Below are 22,755 nucleotides of genomic sequence, written 5' to 3'. Positions count from 1 at the left end.
GCTGGATTTTCAGCCCGTCCGGCGATTGAGGACACGGCCGAAGGCCGTACGGGGGCGAAGCCCCCCGGGGCGACGGTGACGTGCCCTGTGCGGGCTGCCCGCGGGGCGCTGCCCCGGACCCCGCGCCTCAAACTCCCCCAGACTTCGTCCGGGGGGACCCCCACGAGGCTGGGATCCCGCCTCAAACTCCCCCAGACTTCGTCCGGGGGGACCCCCACGAGGCTTGGATGGCCCCCTACCCCTTCCTCTCCGCCGCCGCCCTCGCCATCTCCTCCAGCATCGTCAGGAGCGGCATCGGGTCCGTGCCCACTGTTCCCGGGAGGAAGTCGGCGATCTTCTCCGGGGTCCAGGCGCCTTCCGCGTAGCCCGCCCGCAGTTCTCTCGGCTGGGCCCAGACCGCGATCTTGGGGCCCGCGATCGTGTAGACCTGGCCTGTGATGGCCTCCGCCTTCGCGCGGTCGGAGAGCAGGTAGACGACCAGCGCCGCCACGTCCTCCGGCTCGCCGATCTCCTTCAGCTCCATGGGGACGTTCGCCGACATCCGGGTCCGTGCCACCGGGGCGATCGCGTTCGCCGTCACGCCGTACTTGTGCAGGCCCAGCGCCGCGCTGCGCACGAGCGAGATGATCCCGCCCTTCGCGGCCGAGTAGTTGGCCTGCGCCACCGATCCCTGGTGGTTGCCGCTGGTGAAGCCGATCAGCGTGCCGCCGCCCTGTTGGCGCATCACCGCCGACGCCGCGCGGAAGACCGTGAACGTCCCCTTCAAGTGCGTCGCGACGACCGGGTCCCACTCCTCCTCGGACATGTTGAAGAGCATCCGCTCGCGCAGGATTCCGGCCACGCACACGACGCCGTCGATGCGTCCGTACTCCGCCAGCGCCACGTCCACGATCCGCTGGCCGCCGGCCATCGTGGAGATGTCGTCGGCCACGGCGACGGCCGAGCCGCCGGCCGCGACGATCTCCTTGACGACCGACGTCGCGACGTCCGAGGTGGGCTCGCCGCCCTCGATGGAGACGCCGTAGTCGTTGACGACGACCCGCGCCCCCTCCGCCGCCGCGGCCAGGGCCACCGCTCTGCCGATGCCGCGCCCCGCTCCGGTCACGGCGACGACCTTGCCTGCCAAGAAGTTCCCCACGCCTGGCCCCTTCCCGCGGTTTCTGACGGACCGTTAGATTCTACGGTCAGTCAGATACCCGAGCACAAGCCCCAGGAGGCCCGATGTCACGGCCAGCGCTGCCACCCCAGTTCCACGACATCGCCAAGCGCGTGAACAACTGGGGCCGCTGGGGCGCCGACGACGAGATCGGCGCCCTCAACCTGATCACCGACGACGTGGTCCGCAGCGCCGCCGCCGAGATACGCACCGGCCGCCGCGTCCCGCTCGCCCTCCCCCTCCACCAGGACGGCATCCAGACCGGCCTCATCCCGGGCAGGGTCAACCCCCTGCACACCATGGTCCAGATCAACCAGGAGCTCTTCGGCCCCGGCACGGTCGCCACCAGCGACGACGCCGTGACCATGGGCCTGCAGGCGGCCACCCACTGGGACGCCCTGACGCATGTCTCGCACTCGGGGAAGATCTACAACGGCCGCCCCGCCGACACCGTCACCGCGCACGGCCGCTCCGAGTTCAGCGGCATCGACAAGGCGCCGCACATCGTCTCGCGCGGCGTGCTGCTCGACGTGGCCCGCGCGAAGGGGCTCGACCGGCTGCCCGGCGACCACGCCGTGACGCCCGAGGACCTGGACGAGGCCGCCGAGCTCGCGGGGGTCACGGTCCGGTCCGGCGACATCGTTCTCGTACGGACGGGGCAGATTCAGCTGGCGCTGGGCGGCGACAAGCACGGCTACGGATATCCGTCCCCGGGCCTGTCCGTCCGTACGCCCGAGTGGTTCCACGCCCACGACGTCGCCGCCGTCGCGAACGACACCCTCACCTTCGAGATCTTCCCGCCGGAGATCGAGAACCTCTGGCTGCCCGTGCACGCCCTCGACCTCGTCGAGATGGGGATGCTTCAGGGGCAGAACTGGAATCTGGAGAACTTGTCCACAGCCTGTGCGGAAGAGCGGCGCTACGCCTTCCTGCTCTCCGCGATGCCCGAGCCGTTCGTCGGCGGCACGGGAACCCCCGTCGCCCCGGTCGCGATCCTCTGACGCGGGGGGAGGCAGGTCTCACGGGGAGGGTGAGCGGGTCTTTCCACGGGTGGCGGCACGTCCAATGCGCGCCCCGAGCACGGCACCACGGCCGCCACCCGCTCGCTACGGCGCACCTCGTGCTGCTCCTCCGCCCCGAAAGAGCCGACGCCGAGCCCGCGACCCGCACTCGCCGAGGTCGGACCTCGCCCGGGCCCTCGGCGTCCCCTCGCAGCGAATCGCTCACCCAAGGGTGATCAGACGGAATCCGTCCGTCAACAGCGAATCTGGGATTTACACCTTATGCCCGGTGTGTGACGGCGCACGACGGCTCGTATGACTCCGCGCCGAACGCGCCGGTCTTATACGCCCCGGAGGACGTCGGTTCGTACGCCCCCCTCGCCACGACCGGTGCGCATCGGTCCACCTCGCACCAGATGGACTTGCCGGCGCCCTCCGGCTGCCAGCCCCAGCGGTCGGCGAGTCCGTCGACCAGCTCCAGGCCGCGGCCGTTGGTGTCCTCGCCCTTGGCGTGGCGGGGGCGCGGCGGGCAGGCGCTGATGTCGGCGACCTCCACGCGGACCGTGCCCGCCTCCGTCGCTCCCGCGCCGAAGAGCATGCGCAGCACGGCCGGACAGCCGGTGTGCACCACGGCGTTGGTGACCAGCTCGGAGATCAGCAGGATCAATGTGTCGGCGAGCGGCTCGTCGTCTCCTATGCCCGACCCGGCCAGGCGCGAGCGGGCCCACCTCCGGGCTCGCCCCACCTCCGCGGGATCGGCCCCGACCTCCAGCTGAACCTGAAGCACCTGCACCGCTCACACCATCCGAACCGGCGGACACATCGCCTCGCGCCTCGACAAGGTCCTCAACAAGGTCACTGAACGTGACTCCCTTGTGGGACAGCATGGTTGACGTACAGTCACCGCAACAAGCGCTTCGGGCATATTCCAGCGCGAAGGAGTACCCGTAGTGCATACTGTGCGACGCACGTTGCGGGGAGTCGAACAGCAGAGCGCAGCCCATACCCATCCGGGGCGAGCAGCGCGCATTCCCGGGTCCGGTGCAGCCGAATCGGCAACACCGTGGAAAATGGCCCTCGGAACGACTCGCATCCACCGGAGAGTACCGGAGCAGGACCCCGACTCCGGCCCGTGACGAGTCGCGGGAAGGACACAACCCGATATCAACGTTCGATCATCGCTCGAGCGCTGTGCGTCAACTCTCGGTGACGCTTCAGAGTGCTGAGGCCAACGCCTCCCCCGCCGAATCCCCGTCCCCCGCCCACGCCCGGGCCGCCAGCGCCTGCGCCTGGATCTCCTGGGCCTCCGCCGCGCTCAGCCCCATCAGGCCGCGCACCCATGCCCGCTTGAGGTGGAGGTGGACGTCGGCCTCCCAGGTGAAGCCCATGCCGCCGTGGACCTGGAGGCAGTCGCGGGCGTTGCACACGGCCGCCTCGTCGGCGAGCAGCTTGGCCCCGGCGATCTCGGCGAAGTCCTCGGTGACGGCGGCCGCGTAGACGGCGGCGCGCGCGAGCTCCGTGCGTACGAGCATCTGGGCACATAGATGTTTGACTGCCTGGAAGCCGCCGATGGGCTGGCCGAACTGGTGGCGCTCCTTGGCGTATTGGACGCTCGTCTCGGTCGTGCGCGCCGCGCTGCCGAGCTGCTCGGCGGCGGTGAGGAGCACGGCGACGGGATCGGGGGCAAGGGCGGGGTCGGGTGCGGCCCGCCCGTGTCCGCCGGGCAGCCCGTGTCCGCCGGGCAGCCGGTGCAGCGGGGTGAGCGGGTCGACGGACTGGATCGGCACGGCGCCCGCGGTGTCGCCGAGGACCTCGTCCGCGGCCTCCAGCCAGGCCGCCAGCGCGCCGTCCGCCATAGCGACCGCCTTCTCCCCCTCGGCCGCGCCCTCGATCCGCCCGGCCGCCAGATGCGTGGCCACCAGCGGCCCGGGCAGCAGGGCCCTCCCCGCCTCCTCGAAGGCGAGCACGGCCTCGGGCAGCCCGAGCCCGACGCCGCCCCGGGACTCCGGCAGCCGCAGTGCGAAGAACCCCAGCTCGCCCAGCTCCCGCCAGAGCGCGCGGTCCAGACGCCCTGGGCGCTCCACGGCCGCGCGCAGGGCCTCGCGGCCGAAGCGGCGGGCCAGCATCTCCCGTATCCCGCCCTGCAACGCCTTCTGGTCGTCGGTCAGTTGGAAGTCCACGGTCAGCGGCCCTTCGGCAGGCCGAGGATCCGCTCGGCGACGATGTTCTGCTGGATCTGGGAGGTTCCGGCGGCGATGGTGTACGAGAGGGAGGAGAGCCGGTCCAGCGTCCACGGGCAGGACAGGTCGAGCGCGTCGGGCCCGAGGACCTCGGCGCTCGCCTCGTACAGCTCCTGGCGGGCGTGGGAGTAGCGCAGCTTGAAGACGGAGCCTCCGACGCCGGGGACGCCTCCGCCGCGCTGCGACTCGCTGACGTTCCACTGGATGAGCCGCCACAGCGCCGTGAACTCCGCGTTCAGCCGCCCCAGTCGGCGGCGCAGCGCGGTGTCGTCCCAGCTGCCGCTCCGCCGCGCCGCGCGGGCCAGCTCGGCCAGGGTGCGGCGGCAGGCCACGACCTCGCCGGCGAAGGCGGCGCCGCGCTCGAAGGAGAGGGTGACCATGGTGACGCGCCAGCCGTCGTTCTCCGCGCCGACCCGGTTGGCGACCGGCACCCTGACCTCGTCGAGGAACACCTCGGCGAACTCGGCGGAGCCGGCGAGCGTGCGCAGCGGGCGGACCGTGACGCCGGGCGCGTCCATAGGCATCGCGAGCCAGGTGATGCCTCGGTGCCGGGGGGCGTCGGGGTCGGTGCGGACGAGCAGCTCGCACCAGTCGGCGACCTCGGCGTGGGAGGTCCAGATCTTGGCGCCGGAGACCACGTAGGAGTCGCCGTCGCGGACGGCCCTTGTGCGCAGCGAGGCGAGGTCCGAGCCCGCGTCGGGCTCGCTGAAGCCCTGGCACCAGACCTCGTCGCCGCGCAGGATCGGCGGCAGCCAGCGGGCGCGCTGCTCGGGCGTGCCCTCGGCGGCGACGGTGGGGCCCGCGTGCAGCAGGCCCACGAAGTTCGCGCCGACGTAGGGCGCTCCGGCGAGCTCGGTCTCCTCGAGGAAGATCAGGCGCTGGGTCGGGGAGGCCTCCCAGTGGAGCTGCCCGTACCCGGCGTCGTACAGCGTCTTCTGCCAGCCGAGGTCGTAGGCGCGGCGGCCCGGCCAGTCGCCCGGGTCGGGCTTCGGCGGCAGCTTGGGCAGCGTCCGCCCGAGCCACTCCCGCAGCGCGGCTCTGAAGGATTCCTCTTCCTCCGTGCAGGCGAGGTCCACCGACGCCCTCCGTGTCCATAGCTGACGGTCAGTCAGATTTCAGGCTAGCTCCGCGGACTCTGGACCGACAAGGCGCGGAGCCCTACGCTCTCCCGCATGATCTGACTAACCGTCAGTTATGGAGGGGTACGGGCATGGACGAGACCACGGGCAGGAACGAGACCGCACACGCCCTGGGCGCATCGCGCACGCTCTGGGAGCTCGTCCAGCGCAGGGCGGACCTCACCCCGGACCGCCCGGTCCTCCTCCAAGACGACCGCACCCTCGACTTCGCCGGGCTGCGGGACCGCTCCGAGCGGGTCGCGGCCGGGCTGTGGGGGCTGGGGGTGCGGCCCGGCAGCGTGGTCGCCTGGCAGCTGCCCACCCGTATCGAGACGGCGCTGCTCTCCTTCGCGCTCGCCCGGATCGGCGCGGTGCAGTCGCCGGTCATCCCCTTCTACCGGGAGCGGGAGGTCGGGTTCGCGCTGCGCGAGTCGAAGGCGTCGTTCTTCGCGACGCCGGGCCGGTGGCGGGGCTTCGACCACACGAGGATGGCCCACCGGCTCGCGCTGGAGCTGCCCGAGCCGCCGCTCGTCTTCCCGGCGTACGACGTCCTGCCCGACGGCGATCCCGCCGTACTGCCCCCGCCGCCGGCCGACGGCACGGACGTGCGCTGGATCTACTGGACCTCGGGCACGACCTCGGACCCCAAGGGCGTGCTGCACACCGACCGTTCGCTGATCGCGGGCGGCTCCTGCCTGGCGCACGCGCTGCGGCTGTCGTCCCGGGACGTCGGGTCGATGGCCTTCCCCTTCGCGCACATCGCGGGACCCGACTACACAGTGATGCTGCTGCTGTACGGCTTCCCCGCGGTCATGTTCGAGCACTTCGCGCTGCCCGAGGCGCTGGAGGCGTACCGCGCGCACGGGGTGACCGTCGCGGGCGGCTCCACGGCCTTCTACTCGATGTTCCTCGCCGAGCAACGCAAGCAGCCGCAGCGCCCGCTCATCCCGAGCCTGCGGCTGCTCGCCGGGGGCGGGGCGCCCAAGCCGCCGGAGGTCTACCACGCGGTCGTACGGGAGATGGGCTGCCAGCTCACCCACGGCTACGGCATGACCGAGGTCCCGATGATCACTATGGGCGCGCCGGACGACACCGCGGAGAACCTCGCCACGACGGAGGGGCGCCCGCCGGCGGGCATGGAGATCCGGATCGCCGACGAGGACGGCAAGCCCCTGCCGGCCGGGGTCGACGGCGAGGTGCGGCTGCGCGGCGAAGCGGTCTGCCAGGGCTACTTGGACCCGGTCCAGAGCGCGGCCGCCTTCGACGGCGAGGGCTTCCTCCGCACCGGCGACCTGGGACACATGACCGCGTCGGGCCATCTCGTGCTGACCGGACGGCTCAAGGACGTCATCATCCGCAAGGGAGAGAACATCTCCGCGAAGGAGATCGAGGACCTGCTGCACGCCCACGCGGCCGTCGCGGACGCAGCGGTGATCGGGCTCCCCGACGCGGAGCGCGGGGAGCGGGTGTGCGCGGTGATCGAACAGCCCGCCGGAGCGGGCGAGCTGACGCTTCAGACGGTGACCGCGTATCTGCGGGGGGAGGGGCTGTCCGTGCACAAGCTGCCGGAGCAGCTGGAGGTCGTGGACGCCCTCCCCCGGAACGAGACCCTGCGCAAGGTGCTCAAGTACAAGCTCAGGGAGCGGTACTCCTGAGTCCTACGCGTCGGGGGCGGGGGTGACGTAGTACGCGGCGAAGGCGGAGAGGATCTCGTCCTCGCTGATCCGCCCGTCGGCGTCGGCGTCCAGAGCCGCCGCCACCTGGGAGGCGGTCTCGGGCGGCACGCCCAGCACGCGCAGCACGCGCTCGGCGGCGGATGGCTTCACTCCCTTGCCGTCCTCGTCGGCGATCGCGACGACGGCGTGCAGGAAGGGGCGTGCGATCTCGGCGAACCGCTCGGGATTGTCGCGAAGCCGCTTCACCGCGCCGGTCACGAACTCCGGCTTGGTGACCCGCTGGTCGCCGTCCACGTCGGCGATCCCGGCCAACCCCTGCCAGAACGCCTCGGCCCCGCTATAGAGGGCCTGGCCCTTGTCGGAGCGGGCGGTAGTGGAGAACTCCGCCAGCAGGGCGGCGGCCGCCCCGCTGAAGTCCTCACGGTCGATATAGCCATTGCCGTCCTGGTCAAAGGCGGCGAAGCGAGAAGCGATCTTGCGCTCATACTCTGCGCTGTCCATGCGGGGAGCGTACGACCCCGGAAGCTGACGCGTGCAACTACCCGTCGAATTGCGCACGGGTGAGCACCAGGTGACGGGAATCGGTCACAGGGGGTACGAAGTCGCATGCGGAGAGCGCTGCCGGGGGGCGGCGGTGGGGCGGGTCCGGTGACGAGGGTCACGTCGGGGCGCGGCGCCGGGACCGGCGGGCGATCAGTCGGCGACGTGGTCACGCGGTCGCCGTGGTGCCAGGTCACGCCGTAATGGCAGGTCAACCGGTCATGCGGGCTCCTCGGGCACGTCGTCACGCGGGCACGCGGTCGCCTCGGACACCCCGTCGCCCCGGCACGCGGCCCCTCGGGCACGCCAGCACGCCAGCACGCGCCCCTCGGGCACCCCGTCACCCCGCCACGCGGCCCCTCGGGCACGCCATCGCACCGCCGTGCCGCCGCCCGCGTCGCCTCACGCCGAGAGCGGCTCCGCGCCCTCCACCGTCGCCACCAGCGCGTCCGCGTAGACGTCGAAGAGGCGGCGCACGCCCAGCGCCGCCAGGACGCGGTTGACGTGCGAGCCGTCCTCCGCGCCGTGGGCCGGGAGGATCAGACGCAGCCTGCCCTGGCAGGAGCGCATCAGGCGGCGCGAGGCGACCAGCACGCCCACGCCGCTGGAGTCGCAGAAGAACACCTCCGACAGGTCCAGGACCACGTCGTGTCTGCCCGCCGCCACCGCGTCGTGGACCCGTTGCCGTACCACCGGCGAGGAGACCAGATCGAGCTCGCCGCAGACGTGCAGCACGGTCCACCCGTCGCGCCGGGTCTCGTCCACCTTGAGCGACACGCCTGGACCTCTCCTTCGACGACGCAGACACGGACTGCTGACTACGGAATTCGGAAGCCTGCCTTCCTGCGCGGCTGCCCAGCCGTCAACCCGCGAAACCCGATGCTCACAGCGGGTTCCCGAGCGCTGCGAGCCCTACCATTCCGGCCCTCTTCGGGGGCGCACTTGCCGCAAAGGAGGCGTGTATGCGCCGCCCTCGCATTACATTCGGGGGCAGGCGACAGGCGATATCGCGACAAGCACCGCACAGGGGCGCAAGGCTTGGGGGCCGAATGGCAAAGGACACACCGCCGCGCTGGGACCGCAAGATGCAGCAGCGGCTCGCGCGGGGAGAGGCCGCCGCGCTCGGCGAGCTCTACGACAGGTTCGCCTCGCTGGTCCACATGCTGGCCCACCGGGTGCTCGACGACGACGCGGCCGCCGACCAGGTGACCCGCGAGGTCTTCGGCTACATCTGGGAGAACCCCGACGCCTACGACCCCAAGCAGGGCTCCCTGCGCTCCTGGGTCGCCAAGATCACCAACAGCCAGGCCGTGAACCGGCTGCGCCAGACCGAGGCGGCCGCCCTCGCCGACGGCGGCGACGGCACCCCCGAGGAGCTGGAGCAGAAAGTCCGCAAGGCCGCCGTCGCCGCCCGCGCCGACTACATCGTCACCTCCATGCCCGCGCCCCTGCGGGCCGCCCTGGAGCTGGCGTACTACCAGCGCCGCGACTACCGCCAGACCGCCGCCGACCTCGGCGTCACCGAGGACGAGGCCCGACGCAGGCTCCGCCTCGGCCTCCAGCTGCTCTCCACCGCCAACACGCGTCCGCTCGAAGGCTCGTCCCCGCCCGCGTACGGACGGTCCCTGTGACCGGGCCTCTCGACGGCGGCCGGGGCGGCCGCGGGGACGGCGACGACGGCCGCGACGAGGTGCGGGGCGCTCCGCGCATACCGTCCCCGCGGTCCGCGGCCGACGATCTGGAGCCGCCCCTCACGCCGCCGCTGCCGCCGGCCGACGCGCCGGTCGAGCCGGCCCCGGCGCCCTCGCACGCCGTGCTGAAGTCCCTGCTCGGCGCGTGGGCGCTGTCCGCCTGCTCCGCCGAGGAGACCGCGGCCGTCGAGACGCACCTCGGCGACTGCGCGCCCTGCGCGGAGGAGGCCCTGCGGCTGCGCGACGCCGTGGGCCTGCTGCACACCGACCGCGACCTGGACCTCGATCCGCTGCTGCGCTTCCGCGTGCTCGAGAACTGCCTGGGCCGCAGGCCCGCCCGCATCCCCGTGCCCGCCTGGGCCAGTCCGTACGACGCCGAGACGGCGCGGCTCGACGCGCTGCTGCGGGACATCGGCGACTCGGAGTGGCACGCGCCGGTACGGCTCAAGTGGTTCGAGGGCGAGCAGCAGGTGACCCGCAGGACCACCGTCGCCGGTGTCATAGGGCATCTGATGTCCGTCGACGGACTGGTCGCCGGGGCCCTCGGCCTCGACGACCCGCTCGGCTCGGACGCGCCCAGAGCGCCCGCCGAGCGCACCGAGGCCTTCTGGGACACCTCGGGGCTGCCGCCCACCAGGACCGTGCGCGAGCCCTGGCGGGAACAGAGCCACACCCTGATCCGGACGGTCTCCTTCGCCGGCCGGAGCGTGGTCGAGCTCTCCGTCTCGTACGGCGAATTCGCCCTCCCGCTGCGGGACTCCCTCCTCGACCGCGCCTTCGAGTGCTGGATGCACGCGGGCGACATCGCGGACGCGGTGGACTATCCGTACGAGCCGCCCAGCGGCGCGCATCTCAACCGGATGATCGACCTGGCCGCGCGGCTGCTGCCCGCGGCGCTCGCCGAGCGCAGACGCGCGGGCCTCGCCGGACCCGCCAGGCAGCTGGTCGCCGCGGGCGCGCCGGGCCGGTCGCTGCATCTGGAGGTCGAGGGCTCGGGCGGAGGGAACTGGTACATCGCGCTGGACTCCCCCGCCGCGGTCGCCTCGCCCGACCAGTCGGTGGCGCAGGTGGCCCTGGACGGGGTGGAGTTCTGCCGGCTGGTGGCGGGCCACGTCTCTCCCGAGGAGGCCGCGGCCGGGCAGGACGGCGACCGGGAGGCGATCAGGGACGTGCTCTTCGCGGCGGCGTCGCTGAGCAGGCTGTAGGTGTAGGGCGGGCGGGGGTGCGGCTGCGGCCGCGCCCCCGGTTCTCCTCGGCGCGTCCTCCGTCGGCGGGCCAGGTCACGCGCCTCCCGCCCTGAGGTGGGGTTCACGCGCCTCCCACGCTGCCGTCGCGGTTCACGCGCCTCCCACTCCGACGTGGGTCACCCGCCTCCCGCCCTGCCGTGCGGGTCGCCTCCCACTCCGAGGCGCCGGTCACTCGCCTCCCACTCTGAGGTGCGGGTCCCCGTTCTTGCCCTCCGGCTTCAGCTCGATCTTGATCGTGTGCGTGCGGTCCCGGCCCGTCGAGGCGCCCCCGCCCGCCGTCACCACCCCGATCCGCAGCCCCGCCCGGCCGCCGCTCTCCGCGCGGACCTGCACCGCGAACTCCAGGTCCACCTTCTCCACGCTGAACTTGAGGTCGCGGTCCGCCCCCGCCTGCTGGGCCAGCTCCAGCTCGTCGCGGACCTTGCCGATCACCTCGGCCAGTCCTGCCACCGCCGTCTCGTCACGCTCAGCCATCGCGCCCCTCGCTTCCCGTAGTTATCGTTGAGCAGTATGAGGGAGCCGTCGAGCACGTCCAACTCATCCGGGTACGACGAGAGTTGGCGGGTCTGCCTGCTGCGGACGCAGGACCGGGCGGGCCGGCCGCTGGGGGCGGGCGTGCTGCTTCCCGGGGGCCTGGTGCTCACCTGCGCCCACACCGTGCTCTCCCGGCCCGGCAAGGACGGATCGCGCACGCCGATCGACACCGTCTACGCGGACATCCGGCGCACCGCCCACGACGACGGGGGCGCGCACCCGCCTCAGCTGCTGCGCGCCCGGCTGCTGCGGGAGTACTTCGTCCCGCCCACCCCGTACTTCAGCGGCGACCTCGCCCTGCTCAAGCTGGACCACGCGCCGCGCGTGCCGCACGCCGTGCTGCACCGCCAGATCCCCGCGCGCGGCGAGCCCGTGCACTTCACCGGCTACCCCGAGGACCTGCCGGGCGGCGAGCACGTCGACGCGCGGCTGATGGGGCGCGGCGGGCCCGCGCCCACGCCCGAGTGGGTGCAGCTCGACACGCACGGCTCGCCCTACGTCGTACGGCACGGCTACAGCGGCGGCGGAGTCGTGCACAGCCGCTCGCGCCGCCTCATCGGCATCGTCGCCCACCAGTTCGGCACTCCGCAGGCGCGCGTGCGCCGGGAGCACGCGTACATGATCCCGACCGAGACGGTGCTGCGGCATCTGCCGCTGGAGCGGCTCGGCATCACCGTCACCGGGCCCCGGGCCGTCTCCCGCGACGTCGCCGTCGCCCCCGACAGGACCGCGTCGGGCCGGGTCCCCGGGCTGCACCGGCGCCTGACGCGCTGGCTGGACGGCGAGCCGGACACCGGCCGCGTCGAGCTCGCCTTCGCCGGCGAGGGCGAGCACGAGCTGCTCCACACCGTCCGCACCGTCCTCACCCTCGCCGACCGCGAGCAGAGCCCGCCCTCCGCCTCCGGCGCGTCCCTGGCGGGCGAACCGCAGGTCGGCAGCATCGACTTCGCCGTCGACGCCACCAACAGCACCGCGGCGGACCTCGCCGAGGACGCCGCGGGCCGCATCGGTCTGGACACCGCGCCCGGCGCCTCCCCCAGCGAGCTGCTCGCCCAGATCGCCGACACGAGCCCGCCGCTCAGCGCCGCGTTCCTCGCCGTCGACCGCTCCGCATCGGCCGACGAGGAGATCGTGGCGCTGCTGCGGGCCCTGCTGGCCCACCCCGACAGCAGACTGCTGCTCGTCTTCAGCGATCCGCGCTCGCCGCTGCCGGCCATGGTCCGCGCCGAGCTGCTGGGGCCCCACTGGCCCGCGCGCCGCGCCGAGCAGCTCGCGGCGCGGGTCGGCCGGCTCGCCGAGACCGAGCAGCGGCTGCGGCAGCTGCCGCAGCGCACGGGGGCGCCCCGGCGGCCCGCCGCGCGCCGCCCCGAGAGCCGGGCCGCGAAACTGCGCCAGGAGCTTGTGCAGCTGAGCCCGGGCGGCCCGCTGCACGGCGCTCCCGCGCTGCCGCACGCCCTGTTCCGGCTCGCCGTCGACGTCGAAGGGGCGCTGCTGGAGGCCGAGGCGGCCGAGCAGGCGCTGGCCGGTCCGCTGGGCCCGCACGAGTTCGTGGTGGAGCCCCCGGGCGACGGGCTGACCGATCTGCCGGTCGTCGCCGTACGCGACCCGGACGCGCTGGTCACCGCGCCCGCCGGGGCGCATCTGGCGAGCGGCGACCGGCTGCACCAGCAGTACGAGGTGGTGGGGCCGTTCGGACAGGGCAGCCACGGCCAGGTCTACCTCGCGCGCGATCTGCTGCTGGAGAACCGGCCCGTGGCGCTCAAGGGCATCCTCGACCCGGGCAATCCCGCCGCCGTCCTCCAGGCGCACCAGGAGCGGCTGCGGCTGGTCAGCCTCAACCACCCGTCGGTCATACGGGTGGTCAACTACGCCCGCCATACGTCGACTTCGGCGGAGTTCATCGTGATGGAGTTCGCCGACGGCGCGCCTCTGGAGTGGGTCGCCGCCCGGATCGCGCAGGCGGACCCGCCGTTCGCGGGCCCCCGGGTGCGGGAGTTCATCGTGGCGTACGGACTGCGCATCCTGGACGCGCTCAGCTATCTGCACGACCAGGAGGAGTTCGTCTACGGCGACCTCTCCCTCACCAACGTGCTGCACTGCGGCAACGGCATCAAGCTCATCGACGTCGCCGGCGTACGGGAGCCGGGCGCGCCCGGGCCCGTCAGCCACCGGCCCCCGGAGACCGGGTCCGGCGGCGAGATGACCACCGCGGGCGACCTCTACAGCGTCGGCGCGGTGCTGGACCGGCTGCTCGCCAAGGACCCGGCGCCGCCCGCCGACCTCGGCACCGAGTCGCTCCAGCGGGCGCTGCGGCGGGCGATGTCCGCCGATCCGAGGCTGCGGTACGCCTCCGCCCAGGAGATGGCCGTCCAGCTGCGCGGGGTGCTGCGCGAGCTGAGGTCCCTGCGGCTGGGCGAGGAGACGTTCGAGCCGTCGCCGCTCTTCGACCCGGCCGCCATGGCGCTCGACGGGCAGCTGGGCAAGGCGCCGCCGCTGGAGCGCTGGCGGGCGGGCGGCGACGGGCGCCGGCTGGAGGCCGGGGTGCCGGGACCGGCCGAGGCGGCCGTCGCGCTGCCCGTGCCGAAGGCCGACCAGCAGGACCCGAACTGGAAGGAGCTCCAGCGCACCTCGTACGACGACCCGGCCGGGCTCCTCCAGCTCAGCCACGAGTGGCTGCCCTCCCCCGAGCTGCATCTGCTGCGCTGCCGGCTCCATCTGGAGCTCGCCCGCGACCAGGCGCGGGGACGGGACCCGGAGACCGCCGGCGAGCACGTCCCGGGCCGGGACCGGGAGCTGGTCACCGCGGCCCTCGAACTGGAGCGGGCCCACCGGCTGCTGGGCGACCGCGCGCGCTACGACTGGCGGCTCGACTGGCACCGCGGCCTGACCGACCTCGCCCAGGGCCGGCTGGACCGGGCGCTGGCGTCCTTCGACGCCGTCTACAGCGCCATTCCGGGCGAGTACGCCCCCAAGCTGGCTCTCGGCTACTGCCACGAGAAGCTCGCCGCCGAGCAGCGCGCCGTCGAAGGGGCGGAAGGCGTGACCGAGACGTACGACGGCGAGGGCGCAGAGGGCGCGAAGAGAGCGGAGGGAGCGGAGTCGAACGGCGAAGGGGCGCACGCGATCGGCAAGGCGCGGGCGGCGCGCGAGAGGCGCGAGGCGCACGAGCGGCAGGCCATGCAGTTCTACGACGCCGTGTGGCGGCGCAACCACGCGCTCGGCAGCGCCGCCTTCGGCCTCGCCCGCATCCATCTCGCCCGCGGCCGGCCCGACCAGGCCCTCGCCTCCCTCGACGGCGTGCCGCCGGACTCCCGGCACCGCACCGCCGCCCGTACGGCGATGCTCCGCATCCACGCCAGCCCGCCCGCCGACGGCTCGCCGCCCACCACCGCGTCGGCCGTGCGCGCCTTCGCCGCCCTGTACCGGCTGGTCAGCCACGAGGGCCTGACCGACCGGCACGCCCACGAGCGGCTCACCGCCGAACTGCGCGAGCTGCTCCTCGAGCTGGTCGGCGCCGCGCGGGACGGGGACCCCGATCCGCTCGCCGAGATCCGCGCCTCGCTGCCGCCCGCGGCGCCGGTCCCGAGCGGCGAGCGGGAGCTGCGCGAGCAGCTCTCGGCCAGCTACCGGCTGCTGGCCAAACAAGTGCCCCGCACCGACCGCGCGGAGGGCGCGACGCTCGCCGAGGCGCTGCTCGACAACGCCTATCGCACCCGTCCTCTGGGCATGAAGCACTACCGGAGCCGCAGACGGGAGCGCGGACCAGGCCGGTTCGGCCCGTGGGCTGTGCTGCCGCGCTCGGGGGAGGGCAGATGAGCCGACGGACCGAACTGCTGAGGTCCTTATGGCGAAGAGCCGCCGGCCGCACCGCCGACGGCGCGAGCCGCCCCACCGCTGCCTTCCTGCGCCGGCGGATGCTGGTGCTGCCGGCGCTCGCGGTGGTCGCGCTCGCCCTGTGCGCCGCCGCGTACAGCGACGTCCACAGCCGTACGGAACGGCTGCGCGACCGGAGCGCGCCCGCGCTGGTGGATCTGGCGCAGGCCCGCACCTCGCTCGAACTCGCGCAGGATCAGGCGGAGTTACGGCTCCAGAAGGCCAGGCAGGCGGGGCTGGTCGAGCTAGGCGAGAAGTACCGCACGCTGCTGACCGAGGCGACGCAGAGCCTCCATCGGGCCGCCCAGTCCCGGGCGCTGCGCAAGGCGCAGGAGCAGGAGCTGCGGGTGGTGTCGGGGCTGGTCGTCGCCTACGCCGACAAGATCGCCTGGGCGGACCGGCACCGCACGACGCCCCTGCTGCGGGACGCCGGGGTCGACTACGCCGCCGAGATGCTCGGCGACGGCGGCGCCGCGGACTCGGCCGATGCCAAGAGCAAGGCCAAGGAAGCCAAGGCCAAGGCCGCGGACAAAGCCAAGACCCAGAGCACGAGCAAGACCAAGAGCACGGGCAAGGCAGGGGCCGCCAAGGCCAAGGCCGGGGCCGAGGTCGAGTCCAGTCAGGAGCCCACCGCCATCCTCGAACGCCTCACCGAGCTGGAGGCCCAACTCCGGGACGGCAACAGCGACTTGGCAGCCTGGAGCCCGCTGACGCTCGCCGCGGCGGCCGCCGCCGCGCTGGCGGCGGCCCTGTTCGCGGTCGCCGTCGCCGGCACGCTGGACTTCCTGCGCCACCGGCTGCGGCTGATCAGCGTGCAGCTGGCGGCGGGCGCCGCGCCGGTGCTGCTCGTGCCCGTGCTGCTGGCCGTCGGCGGCACGGAGGAGCATCAGGCGCAGCAGAGAGTGCACCGCGAGGTCGCCGCGCTGGAGAAGGTGGCCGCGGACGGCCGGGCCCCGCGCGCGATCGAGACCGCCGAGAGCCGCGCCACCACTCTGATGCGCGACTCGCACGCCGAGGGCTGGTCGCTGACCGCGGGCATCGCGCTGCCCGCCGCGGCCGTCGGCGCGCTCGGCTGCGGGGTCACGCTCTTCGTCTACAGCCGCCCCTATCCGGCGGCCCGGGCCCTGCGGAAGTACGCGGACGCATGAGGGGGCATATGAGGACGCGTATGCGCAGGCTCGTACGGCATGTCGTCGGGGGTCGGGGCTCGCAGACCGTGCGACGGACGGCCGTGAGACGGACTGCCGTGAGAGGGACGGCCGTGCAACAAAGGGCAGTGCGACGGGCGGCCGTGAGACGTACGAGAGTCGTGCTGGCCGCGAGTCTGCTCGCCGTGGCCGCCACGGTGTCCGGCGGCTGCTCGGCGCCGAGCGAGGACCGCACCCTGGTGGTCCTGGGCCCCTGGGCGGACGGCGAGGAGAAGCCGTTCGTCGCGGCGCTCAAGACCATCGAGCGCCGGACCGGCCGGTCCTACGTCTACAAGGGCACCAGCTCCCTGCGCGAGACCCTGCTCGCCCAGCTCCAGGCCGGCGCCCCGCCGGACGTGGCGATCTTGAACAGCCCCGGCGAGCTGGCCGAGTACGCCCGCGCCGGGGACCTGTTCCATCTGCCCGACCATGTGGCGGGCGCCGCCGTCCCGCCCTGGGCGCCCGCCGTCACGCTCGAGAACGAGAACGGCGAGGCCCGCAGCCGCGCCTACTGGGCCCCGGTCCGCGTGGACCTCAAGTCGCTGGTGTGGAGCCGCGAGGCGACGGCCGGCAAGAAGCCCGACTGGTGCCTGGGCATGGGCTCCGGCGCCACCTCGGGCTGGCCCGGCACCGACTGGGTGGAGGATCTCCTCCTGCAGCGGCAGGGCTCGGGACCGTACGAGGACTGGGCGACGGGCAAGACCCCGTGGAAGGCCACCCGGCCGGCCTGGGAGGAGTGGGCCGCACTGCTCGCCGCGAACGGCGGGAAGGGCGGCAGCCTGGGCGAGGAGGCGCTCGCCAGCGGCTTCGAGCAGTTCGACGGCGGGTACGGGCTGCTGAACCGCGGCGACTGCACCCATGAGCACCAGGGCTCGTTCATCCGCCGCCACTACGGCGACGACGTCCTGCCCACCCCCACCGCCCGCTTCCGCAACGCGGAGAAGTCCGCCGCCGCGGGCGTCTACGAGGTGTCCGGGGACATGGCCGCGGTGTTCAAGCCGAGCCCAGCGGCTTGGGACCTGCTCTCCCGGCTCACCTCGCGGCCCGCCCGCGAGAACTGGGCGGGGGAGGCGCAGCCCGGCGAGCGTCCGTACTTCCCGGGCGGGACGGTCGGCGACTCCCCGCGGTCCCGCAGCACCCAGGCCGTCCAGGACCTCTTCGACGCGGCCGGCGAGGTCTGCCTGGACGCCTCGGACGCGATGCCGCCGACGCTGCGGGACGCCTTCCACCGGGCCGTGCTGGAGTTCCTGGGCGCGCCGCAGGACGGAGAGCTGCTGACCCGGCTGCTGGAGCAGCTGGAGGCGGAGCGGATGCTCCAGCTCGCGGACGGGGCGTTCGTACTGGACGACCTGTGCGACAACCCGCCCTAGCCGCTCCTCGCGCCCGTCGGGGCCCGTGCCCGGGCCCCCGGGGCGGACGGAGGCCGGTCAGCCGAAGACGACGGTGCGGCGGCCGTTGAGCAGGATGCGGTGCTCGGCGTGCCACTTCACCGCGCGCGCCAGCGCCTGGCACTCCACGTCCCGGCCGATCGCCACCAGCTGCTCGGGCGTGACCTCGTGGCCGACGCGCTCGACCTCCTGCTCGATGATCGGACCCTCGTCGAGGTCGGCGGTCACATAGTGGGCCGTCGCGCCGATCAGCTTCACACCGCGGTCGTGCGCCTGGTGGTAGGGCTTGGCGCCCTTGAAGGACGGCAGGAAGGAGTGGTGGATGTTGATGATCCGGCCGTTGAGCTGCTTGCAGAGATCGTCGGAGAGGACCTGCATATAGCGGGCGAGGACCACCAGCTCGACGTTCTCCTCGCGCACCAGCTCCAGCAGCCGCGCCTCGGCCTCGGCCTTGGTGTCCTTGGTGACCGGGATGTGGTGGAAGGGGACGCCGTACGAGCCGACGAGCTCGGCGAAGTCCGTGTGGTTCGAGACGACCGCCGCGATCTCCACCGGCAGCGCGCCGGTCCTGGAGCGGAAGAGCAGGTCGTTGAGGCAGTGGCCGAACTTGCTGACCATCAGGACGATCCGCATGCGCTCGTCGGCGAGGTGGATCTGCCAGTCCATCTGGAAGGAGTCGCCGACGGCGGCGAAGCTGGCCCGCAGCTTCTCCACGGTCACGGGCGCCTCGGCCGAGAAGTGGACCCGCATGAAGAACAGACCCGTGTCCCGGTCTCCGAACTGCTGGCTGTCCTCGATGTTGCAGCCGGTGATGAAGAGGTAGCTCGACACGGCGTGCACAATGCCCTGTTTGTCCGGGCAGGAGAGCGTCAGGACGTACTGGTCAGTCATCCTCGTAGGGTGCCATATCCGCTGCGGCGAGCAGCAGCCCGTCCGTCAGCCGGACGCCCGGCGGGACTCGTGCGCAGGGACGGAGACGGACGCGGGCTCGGGCACGGGGTCGGGCTCGCGCTCGATCTCAGGCTCGATCTCAGGCTGACCGCGTCATGATGCGCAGCACGTCGAGCGAGCGCGGCGGAGCGTCCGGGTCCTCGCCGTCGCTCGCCGCCATCCGCACATGCGCCTCACGGGCGGCCCGTACGGCCTCGGGCCAGCCGTGGTGCTCCAGATACGCGGAGACCGGGGCGTCCGCGCCCACCTGGTGCATGATCCGCAGCACGCGCAGCACGGCGACGTCGACCAGGGCGGCCTCGCCCGAGTCGCGGAAGATCGTCCCGACGTATTTCTCCGCGGACCAGTTGTCGAGCCAGGTGTCCTCGACCAGGCGGTAGACGGCGTCGGTGACGTCGCCGTATCCCTCGTGCCCGGCCAGCCAGCACTCCTGGTGGAAGACCGGGTCGGAAAGCATGTGGAGCGCCGATCGCACGTTCGCGCGCCAGCGCCACCAGGGCATGTCATTGAGCGGCATGCCGCCCATGGTGGAGGAGCGACGGCCTCGACGGGAAGGGTTGACCGAACCTTGCTGCACGCCGTCGATCGTACGTTCCCCTTGCGGGCGCCCCGATCGCCCCCTGCAATTCACCTTCCCGTCACCCTTCGTTGAACGACGCACACCATTCCGTTACCCCCGTACCGGAAGTGTGAGGGGACATGACCGGTCGGCGACGCTCCTCCTCCCCCCGCCCATCAAGGACCGCACGAGTCCGACGTGCCGTGCGCAGAGTCACGGCAGCGGCGGCTGGAGCGTGTCTGATCACCGGCTGTGGCGCGCTCCCTGGCGGCTCGGGGGGCTCCAGGGAGCCCGTCAAGGTGATGACGTTCGCACCCGTGGACACCCGGGCGACGAACATGCCCGGAATGCCGTCCATGGCGAAGGCGTACGCACGCTGGGCCAAGGAGAACGGCGGCATCGACGGCCACGAGCTGCGCGTGATCACCTGCGACGAGGAGAACACCACCACCGGCGCGGCGAACTGCGCCCGCCGGGCGGTCGAGGAGGGCGTGGCCGCGGTCGTCGGCTCCTACAGCCAGCACGGCGACGCCTTCATGGCCCCGCTGGAGGCCGCCGGCATCCCCTTCATCGGCGGATTCGGCATCTCCGAGGAGGAGTTCACCAGCTACCTCTCCTACCCCGTCAACGGCGGCCAGGCCGCCCTGCTGGCCGGCAACGGCAGACAGCTCGCGGACTCCTGCGACAAGGTCGCCCTGGTGCGGCCCAACAGCCTCGCGGGCGACGAGATGCCCGAGCTCCTCAACGCGGGCCTGACCGAGGGCAGTCGGCGCGAGTCCGCGGACATCCTGGCGGAGGAGGACGCGACCGACTACACCTCGCAGGCCGTCGAGTCCCGCAAGCGGGCGGCGAAGCCGACCTTCGCCGAGCTGTCGGACGGCGACCGGCCCGGCTGCGTCACCACCGCGCTCGGCGACCGTACGGAGACCTTCCTCGACTCCTTCCGCCGACTGCCCGAGGACGGCCGGCAGATCAGGATCTCCTCGGTCATGGGCAGCGTCAGCCAGTCGCTGATCGACAACACCGGCGGGCGCAACGGCCCGTTCGAGGGCGCGTACATCACCGGCTGGTACCCGGCGGCGGGCGACCCCCGCTGGGAGCCGATGCTGAAGGTGATCCGCGAGCACGCCTTCAGCGACGACACCATCGACCCGGCGGACGCGGGCGTGCAGACCACCTGGATCGCGTACACGGTCCTGAGCCGGATCGTCCACGCGATCGACGAGGACCGGATCACCCCGAACAAGATCGCGCGCTCCCTCGACAACGGGGTCGAGGTATCGACCGGCGGCCTGACGCCGGCGCTGCGCTGGGAGTACGAGGACATGCTCGGCGCACCCGGCTACCCGCGGATCGTCAACCGGGGCGTGATCTTCCAAGTGGTGCGCGGGGGACGTCTGGTGGCCCAGACCCAGGACTTCGTGGACGTCAGCAAGACACTGGCAGACGCGGCGGCGGTGACCTGAGCCCGCCTATGGCGAGCCTTGCGTGGCGGCTCGCTATGGCGGCGCCCTGATGCGGGGGGCCCGCCGAGGGCCGAGGGCGTCGCGCTCCCCGAGGGCCCGAGCGGCATCGCGCCCGCCGAAGTCCGAGCGGCGTCACGCTCGGCGGCGGCCGTGCGGCTTCACGCCCGCTGAGGGCCGAGCGCTTCACGCTCGCTGAGGGCCGGGCGGCTCCACGCTCCCGAGGACGGGCGACGTCACGCTTGCCGACGGCCGGACGGCGTAACGCTCGCCGAGGTCCAAGCGGGGCCATACTCGCCGACAGCCGGACGGCTTCACGCTCCCGAGGACGGGCGGCGTCGCGCCCCCCGAAGTCCAAAACGGCGTCACGCCCGCCGAGGGCCGGGCTGCGGCCCCCTCACGCGACGGCCGGGCGGCTTCACGCTCGCCCACGCCCGCGAGGCGCTGGCGCTCGCGCTTGCTAGAGCGCGACGGGCTGGCGGGGGGTGAGACCGTACTTCGTCGCGATCGCGTTCCACAGCCCGGAGGCCTCGGTCTTCGCCTTGGTCGCCTCGCCGCTGGCACGGTTCGCCTGGGCGGTCTGCGGGGTGACCCGCGCCTTGCCGCCCCTGCAGCCCTTCTTGCCCTTGGTCTGCTCGGCCCAGGCCGCGTAGTGGTCGTCGGCCGAGGCCGAGGCCTGCCACGCCTTGGTGAGGGCGGCGGTCAGCCTGGCGTTGTCCGGCAGCTTGTCGACGGTCAGGCCCTGGAGCTGGGTCACCAGGCCCCGGCGCTGCGTGGCCGCGCCGCGCAGATCCGTGGCGGCCTGGTCGAGGTTGTCGCACTTCTTGATGTTCTCGACCGAGCGGATGACCGCCTCGCGACTGTTGCCGCTGTCGGCGAGGAGCCTGTCGAGCGCCACGGCCTGCGGCTTGGCGGGGTCCGCCGGGGCGCTCTCCTTGGCGGGCTCGCTGGGCGCCGGGGAGCTGGCGGCGACGTTCGTGCCCGCGTCCGGGGTCTTCTTCTCGTCGTCCCCGCCGCCGAACACCACGGCGCTGACGCCGAGTCCGAGGACGGCGCAGCCGACGACGACCGCGGCGATCAGCGGCACGGGCGAGGACCGGCGCCGACGGGTCTCGGGCTCCGGCTCGGGCTCCGGCTGCTGGTACAGCGGAGGCTGGTACTGCTGCGCCGGAGGCTGGTACTGCGGGCTCTGATGCTGAGGAGGCTGGTGCTGGTCGGGCTGGTACGGGGGCAGCTGGGTGGTGGCGTCCGCGGGCTGGACCGCCGGGCCCTCCGTACGGAAGAGGCTGTCGAACTCCGCGGGCGGCTGCCGGTCGCCCGGCGCCCCCGGCCGTATCCCGAAGGGCGCGGCGGCGGGAGCGGGCGGGACGGGCGCGATGTACTGCGTGGCGTCCGCGTCGGAGGCGGCCGGAGCGGCGGCCTGCGCCGGCAGAGTCCCCAGGAACGTCGTGGACTCCGCCGGCCGCTCGGGCGGCAGCGCGCCGGGAGGCGTGTCGCGGACCGGCGGGATGTACTGCGTCGCGTCGGTGTCGGCGGGCGCGGGCGCCTGCGGAGGCAGGGCCTGCGGGAGCGGCGACTGAGGGGGCAGCGCGTGCGCGGGAGCGGCCTGCGGCAGCGGCTGCGCTCCGTACCCGCCCTGGTAGGCGCCGGGCTGCGCCGGCTGCTGGCCGTACTGCGCCTGAGCCTCCGGCTGACCGGCCGACTGCTGGCCGTACTGCCCCTGCCCCTGCGGCTGACCGGCGGGCTGCTGGCCGTACTGCGCCTGCCCCTCCGGCTGGCCAGCGGTCTGCTGTCCGTACTGCCCCTGCCCCTCCGGCTGGCCAGCGGTCTGCTGTCCGTACTGCCCCTGCGGCGAACCCGCGGGCGGCTGCTGCGGCGGGCCGGCGTGAGCGCCCTGCTGCGGCGCCCCCGCAGCGCCCTGCGGACCAGGCTGCTGCGGTCCCCAGGGCTGCCCCCACGGCTGTCCGCCGGCCGGCGCCACCTGTTCCCCGCTGACTCCGGGTATCCAGGGCTCACTGCCGTCGGCGGGCAGCACGACGCCTTCGTGCGCGGGCTGCACAGCAGGCTGCTGCTGTCCGTCACCCTGTCCGCTTTGCGTCACCGGGACTCCTACACATGGACCTACGGGGAA

Annotated in this window: 18 protein-coding genes; 8 read left to right on the top strand and 10 right to left on the bottom strand. The window is 73.2% G+C overall.

Features of this window, described 5'->3' with window-relative positions; translation table 11 throughout:
* Window positions 1-235: 235 nt before the first annotated feature.
* The gene (locus AB0M39_RS30940) at window positions 236-1,138 is read right to left on the bottom strand and encodes an SDR family oxidoreductase (RefSeq protein WP_365369484.1); all 903 of its coding nucleotides are present in this window, start codon (window positions 1,136-1,138) and stop codon (window positions 236-238) included.
* A gap of 83 nt (window positions 1,139-1,221) precedes the next feature.
* Between AB0M39_RS30940 and AB0M39_RS30935 the strand changes: the two genes are divergently transcribed.
* Window positions 1,222-2,157 carry a cyclase family protein gene (locus AB0M39_RS30935; RefSeq protein WP_365369481.1) on the top strand — a complete coding sequence of 312 codons (936 nt, stop codon included), beginning with the start codon at window positions 1,222-1,224 and terminating at the stop codon, window positions 2,155-2,157.
* A gap of 280 nt (window positions 2,158-2,437) precedes the next feature.
* Here AB0M39_RS30935 and AB0M39_RS30930 read toward each other — a convergent pair whose 3' ends face one another.
* The 3 genes from AB0M39_RS30930 to AB0M39_RS30920 all read right to left on the bottom strand — a co-directional run bounded on the left by AB0M39_RS30930 (window position 2,438) and on the right by AB0M39_RS30920 (window position 5,473).
* Window positions 2,438-2,950 carry an ATP-binding protein gene (locus AB0M39_RS30930; RefSeq protein ID WP_365369478.1) on the bottom strand — a complete coding sequence of 171 codons (513 nt, stop codon included), beginning with the start codon at window positions 2,948-2,950 and terminating at the stop codon, window positions 2,438-2,440.
* A gap of 421 nt (window positions 2,951-3,371) precedes the next feature.
* The gene (locus AB0M39_RS30925) at window positions 3,372-4,337 is read right to left on the bottom strand and encodes an acyl-CoA dehydrogenase family protein (RefSeq protein WP_365369475.1); all 966 of its coding nucleotides are present in this window, start codon (window positions 4,335-4,337) and stop codon (window positions 3,372-3,374) included.
* Between the two features lie 2 nt (window positions 4,338-4,339).
* A complete protein-coding gene (locus tag AB0M39_RS30920; RefSeq protein WP_365369472.1) occupies window positions 4,340-5,473 on the bottom strand; it encodes an acyl-CoA dehydrogenase family protein in 1,134 nt (377 codons plus the stop codon).
* A gap of 134 nt (window positions 5,474-5,607) precedes the next feature.
* On the opposite strand from AB0M39_RS30920, the gene AB0M39_RS30915 reads away from it, so the two are divergent.
* Entirely contained in the window at window positions 5,608-7,170 is a 1,563-nt protein-coding gene (locus tag AB0M39_RS30915; RefSeq protein ID WP_365369470.1) for an AMP-binding protein, read from the top strand.
* A 3-nt stretch (window positions 7,171-7,173) separates the two neighbouring features.
* On the opposite strand, the gene AB0M39_RS30910 is transcribed toward AB0M39_RS30915, so the two are convergent.
* Together AB0M39_RS30910 and AB0M39_RS30905 are read right to left on the bottom strand one after the other, a co-directional pair.
* Complete coding sequence (locus AB0M39_RS30910) at window positions 7,174-7,692, bottom strand: EF-hand domain-containing protein (RefSeq protein WP_365369467.1); 519 nt, start codon at window positions 7,690-7,692, stop codon at window positions 7,174-7,176.
* A gap of 441 nt (window positions 7,693-8,133) precedes the next feature.
* A complete protein-coding gene (locus AB0M39_RS30905) occupies window positions 8,134-8,508 on the bottom strand; it encodes an STAS domain-containing protein (protein ID WP_365369464.1) in 375 nt (124 codons plus the stop codon).
* Between the two features lie 272 nt (window positions 8,509-8,780).
* Here AB0M39_RS30905 and AB0M39_RS30900 point away from each other — a divergent pair, with 272 nt between their 5' ends.
* Together AB0M39_RS30900 and AB0M39_RS30895 are read left to right on the top strand one after the other, a co-directional pair.
* Window positions 8,781-9,362: a sigma-70 family RNA polymerase sigma factor gene (locus AB0M39_RS30900; protein ID WP_365369461.1), complete on the top strand. Its 582-nt coding sequence runs from the start codon at window positions 8,781-8,783 to the stop codon at window positions 9,360-9,362.
* Window positions 9,359-10,627 (top strand): maleylpyruvate isomerase N-terminal domain-containing protein, encoded by a 1,269-nt coding sequence (locus AB0M39_RS30895; protein ID WP_365369459.1) that lies wholly within the window; start codon window positions 9,359-9,361, stop codon window positions 10,625-10,627. The genes AB0M39_RS30900 and AB0M39_RS30895 overlap by 4 nt, the downstream gene beginning before the upstream one ends.
* A gap of 210 nt (window positions 10,628-10,837) precedes the next feature.
* Here the strand turns inward: AB0M39_RS30895 and AB0M39_RS30890 are convergent, their stop codons facing one another.
* On the bottom strand, window positions 10,838-11,143 hold the full coding sequence (locus AB0M39_RS30890; RefSeq protein ID WP_365369456.1) for a trypco2 family protein: 306 nt from the start codon (window positions 11,141-11,143) through the stop codon (window positions 10,838-10,840).
* A 36-nt stretch (window positions 11,144-11,179) separates the two neighbouring features.
* On the opposite strand from AB0M39_RS30890, the gene AB0M39_RS30885 reads away from it, so the two are divergent.
* The 3 genes from AB0M39_RS30885 to AB0M39_RS30875 all read left to right on the top strand — a co-directional run bounded on the left by AB0M39_RS30885 (window position 11,180) and on the right by AB0M39_RS30875 (window position 17,633).
* Window positions 11,180-15,019: a tetratricopeptide repeat protein gene (locus AB0M39_RS30885; RefSeq protein WP_365369454.1), complete on the top strand. Its 3,840-nt coding sequence runs from the start codon at window positions 11,180-11,182 to the stop codon at window positions 15,017-15,019.
* Window positions 15,016-16,224, top strand: coding sequence for a hypothetical protein (locus tag AB0M39_RS30880; protein ID WP_365369451.1), 1,209 nt, complete (start codon window positions 15,016-15,018; stop codon window positions 16,222-16,224). Before AB0M39_RS30885 ends, AB0M39_RS30880 begins: the two co-directional genes overlap by 4 nt.
* Before the next feature lie 143 nt (window positions 16,225-16,367).
* The gene (locus AB0M39_RS30875; protein WP_365369449.1) at window positions 16,368-17,633 is read left to right on the top strand and encodes an extracellular solute-binding protein; all 1,266 of its coding nucleotides are present in this window, start codon (window positions 16,368-16,370) and stop codon (window positions 17,631-17,633) included.
* A 57-nt stretch (window positions 17,634-17,690) separates the two neighbouring features.
* On the opposite strand, the gene purU is transcribed toward AB0M39_RS30875, so the two are convergent.
* Together purU and AB0M39_RS30865 are read right to left on the bottom strand one after the other, a co-directional pair.
* Window positions 17,691-18,542 (bottom strand): formyltetrahydrofolate deformylase, encoded by an 852-nt coding sequence (gene purU, locus AB0M39_RS30870; protein ID WP_365369446.1) that lies wholly within the window; start codon window positions 18,540-18,542, stop codon window positions 17,691-17,693.
* Between the two features lie 139 nt (window positions 18,543-18,681).
* A complete protein-coding gene (locus tag AB0M39_RS30865; RefSeq protein WP_365369493.1) occupies window positions 18,682-19,128 on the bottom strand; it encodes a hypothetical protein in 447 nt (148 codons plus the stop codon).
* Between the two features lie 173 nt (window positions 19,129-19,301).
* On the opposite strand from AB0M39_RS30865, the gene AB0M39_RS30860 reads away from it, so the two are divergent.
* Window positions 19,302-20,627, top strand: a complete 1,326-nt coding sequence (locus AB0M39_RS30860; protein WP_365369443.1) for an ABC transporter substrate-binding protein — start codon at window positions 19,302-19,304, stop codon at window positions 20,625-20,627.
* Between the two features lie 457 nt (window positions 20,628-21,084).
* Here the strand turns inward: AB0M39_RS30860 and AB0M39_RS30855 are convergent, their stop codons facing one another.
* Window positions 21,085-22,725, bottom strand: coding sequence for a hypothetical protein (locus AB0M39_RS30855; RefSeq protein ID WP_365369440.1), 1,641 nt, complete (start codon window positions 22,723-22,725; stop codon window positions 21,085-21,087).
* Window positions 22,726-22,755 lie beyond the last annotated feature (30 nt).

The sequence above is a fragment of the Streptomyces sp. NPDC051907 genome, assembly GCF_040681075.1.
Taxonomy (GTDB): domain Bacteria; phylum Actinomycetota; class Actinomycetes; order Streptomycetales; family Streptomycetaceae; genus Streptomyces.
This window is presented reverse-complemented; position numbering and strand designations above follow the sequence as displayed.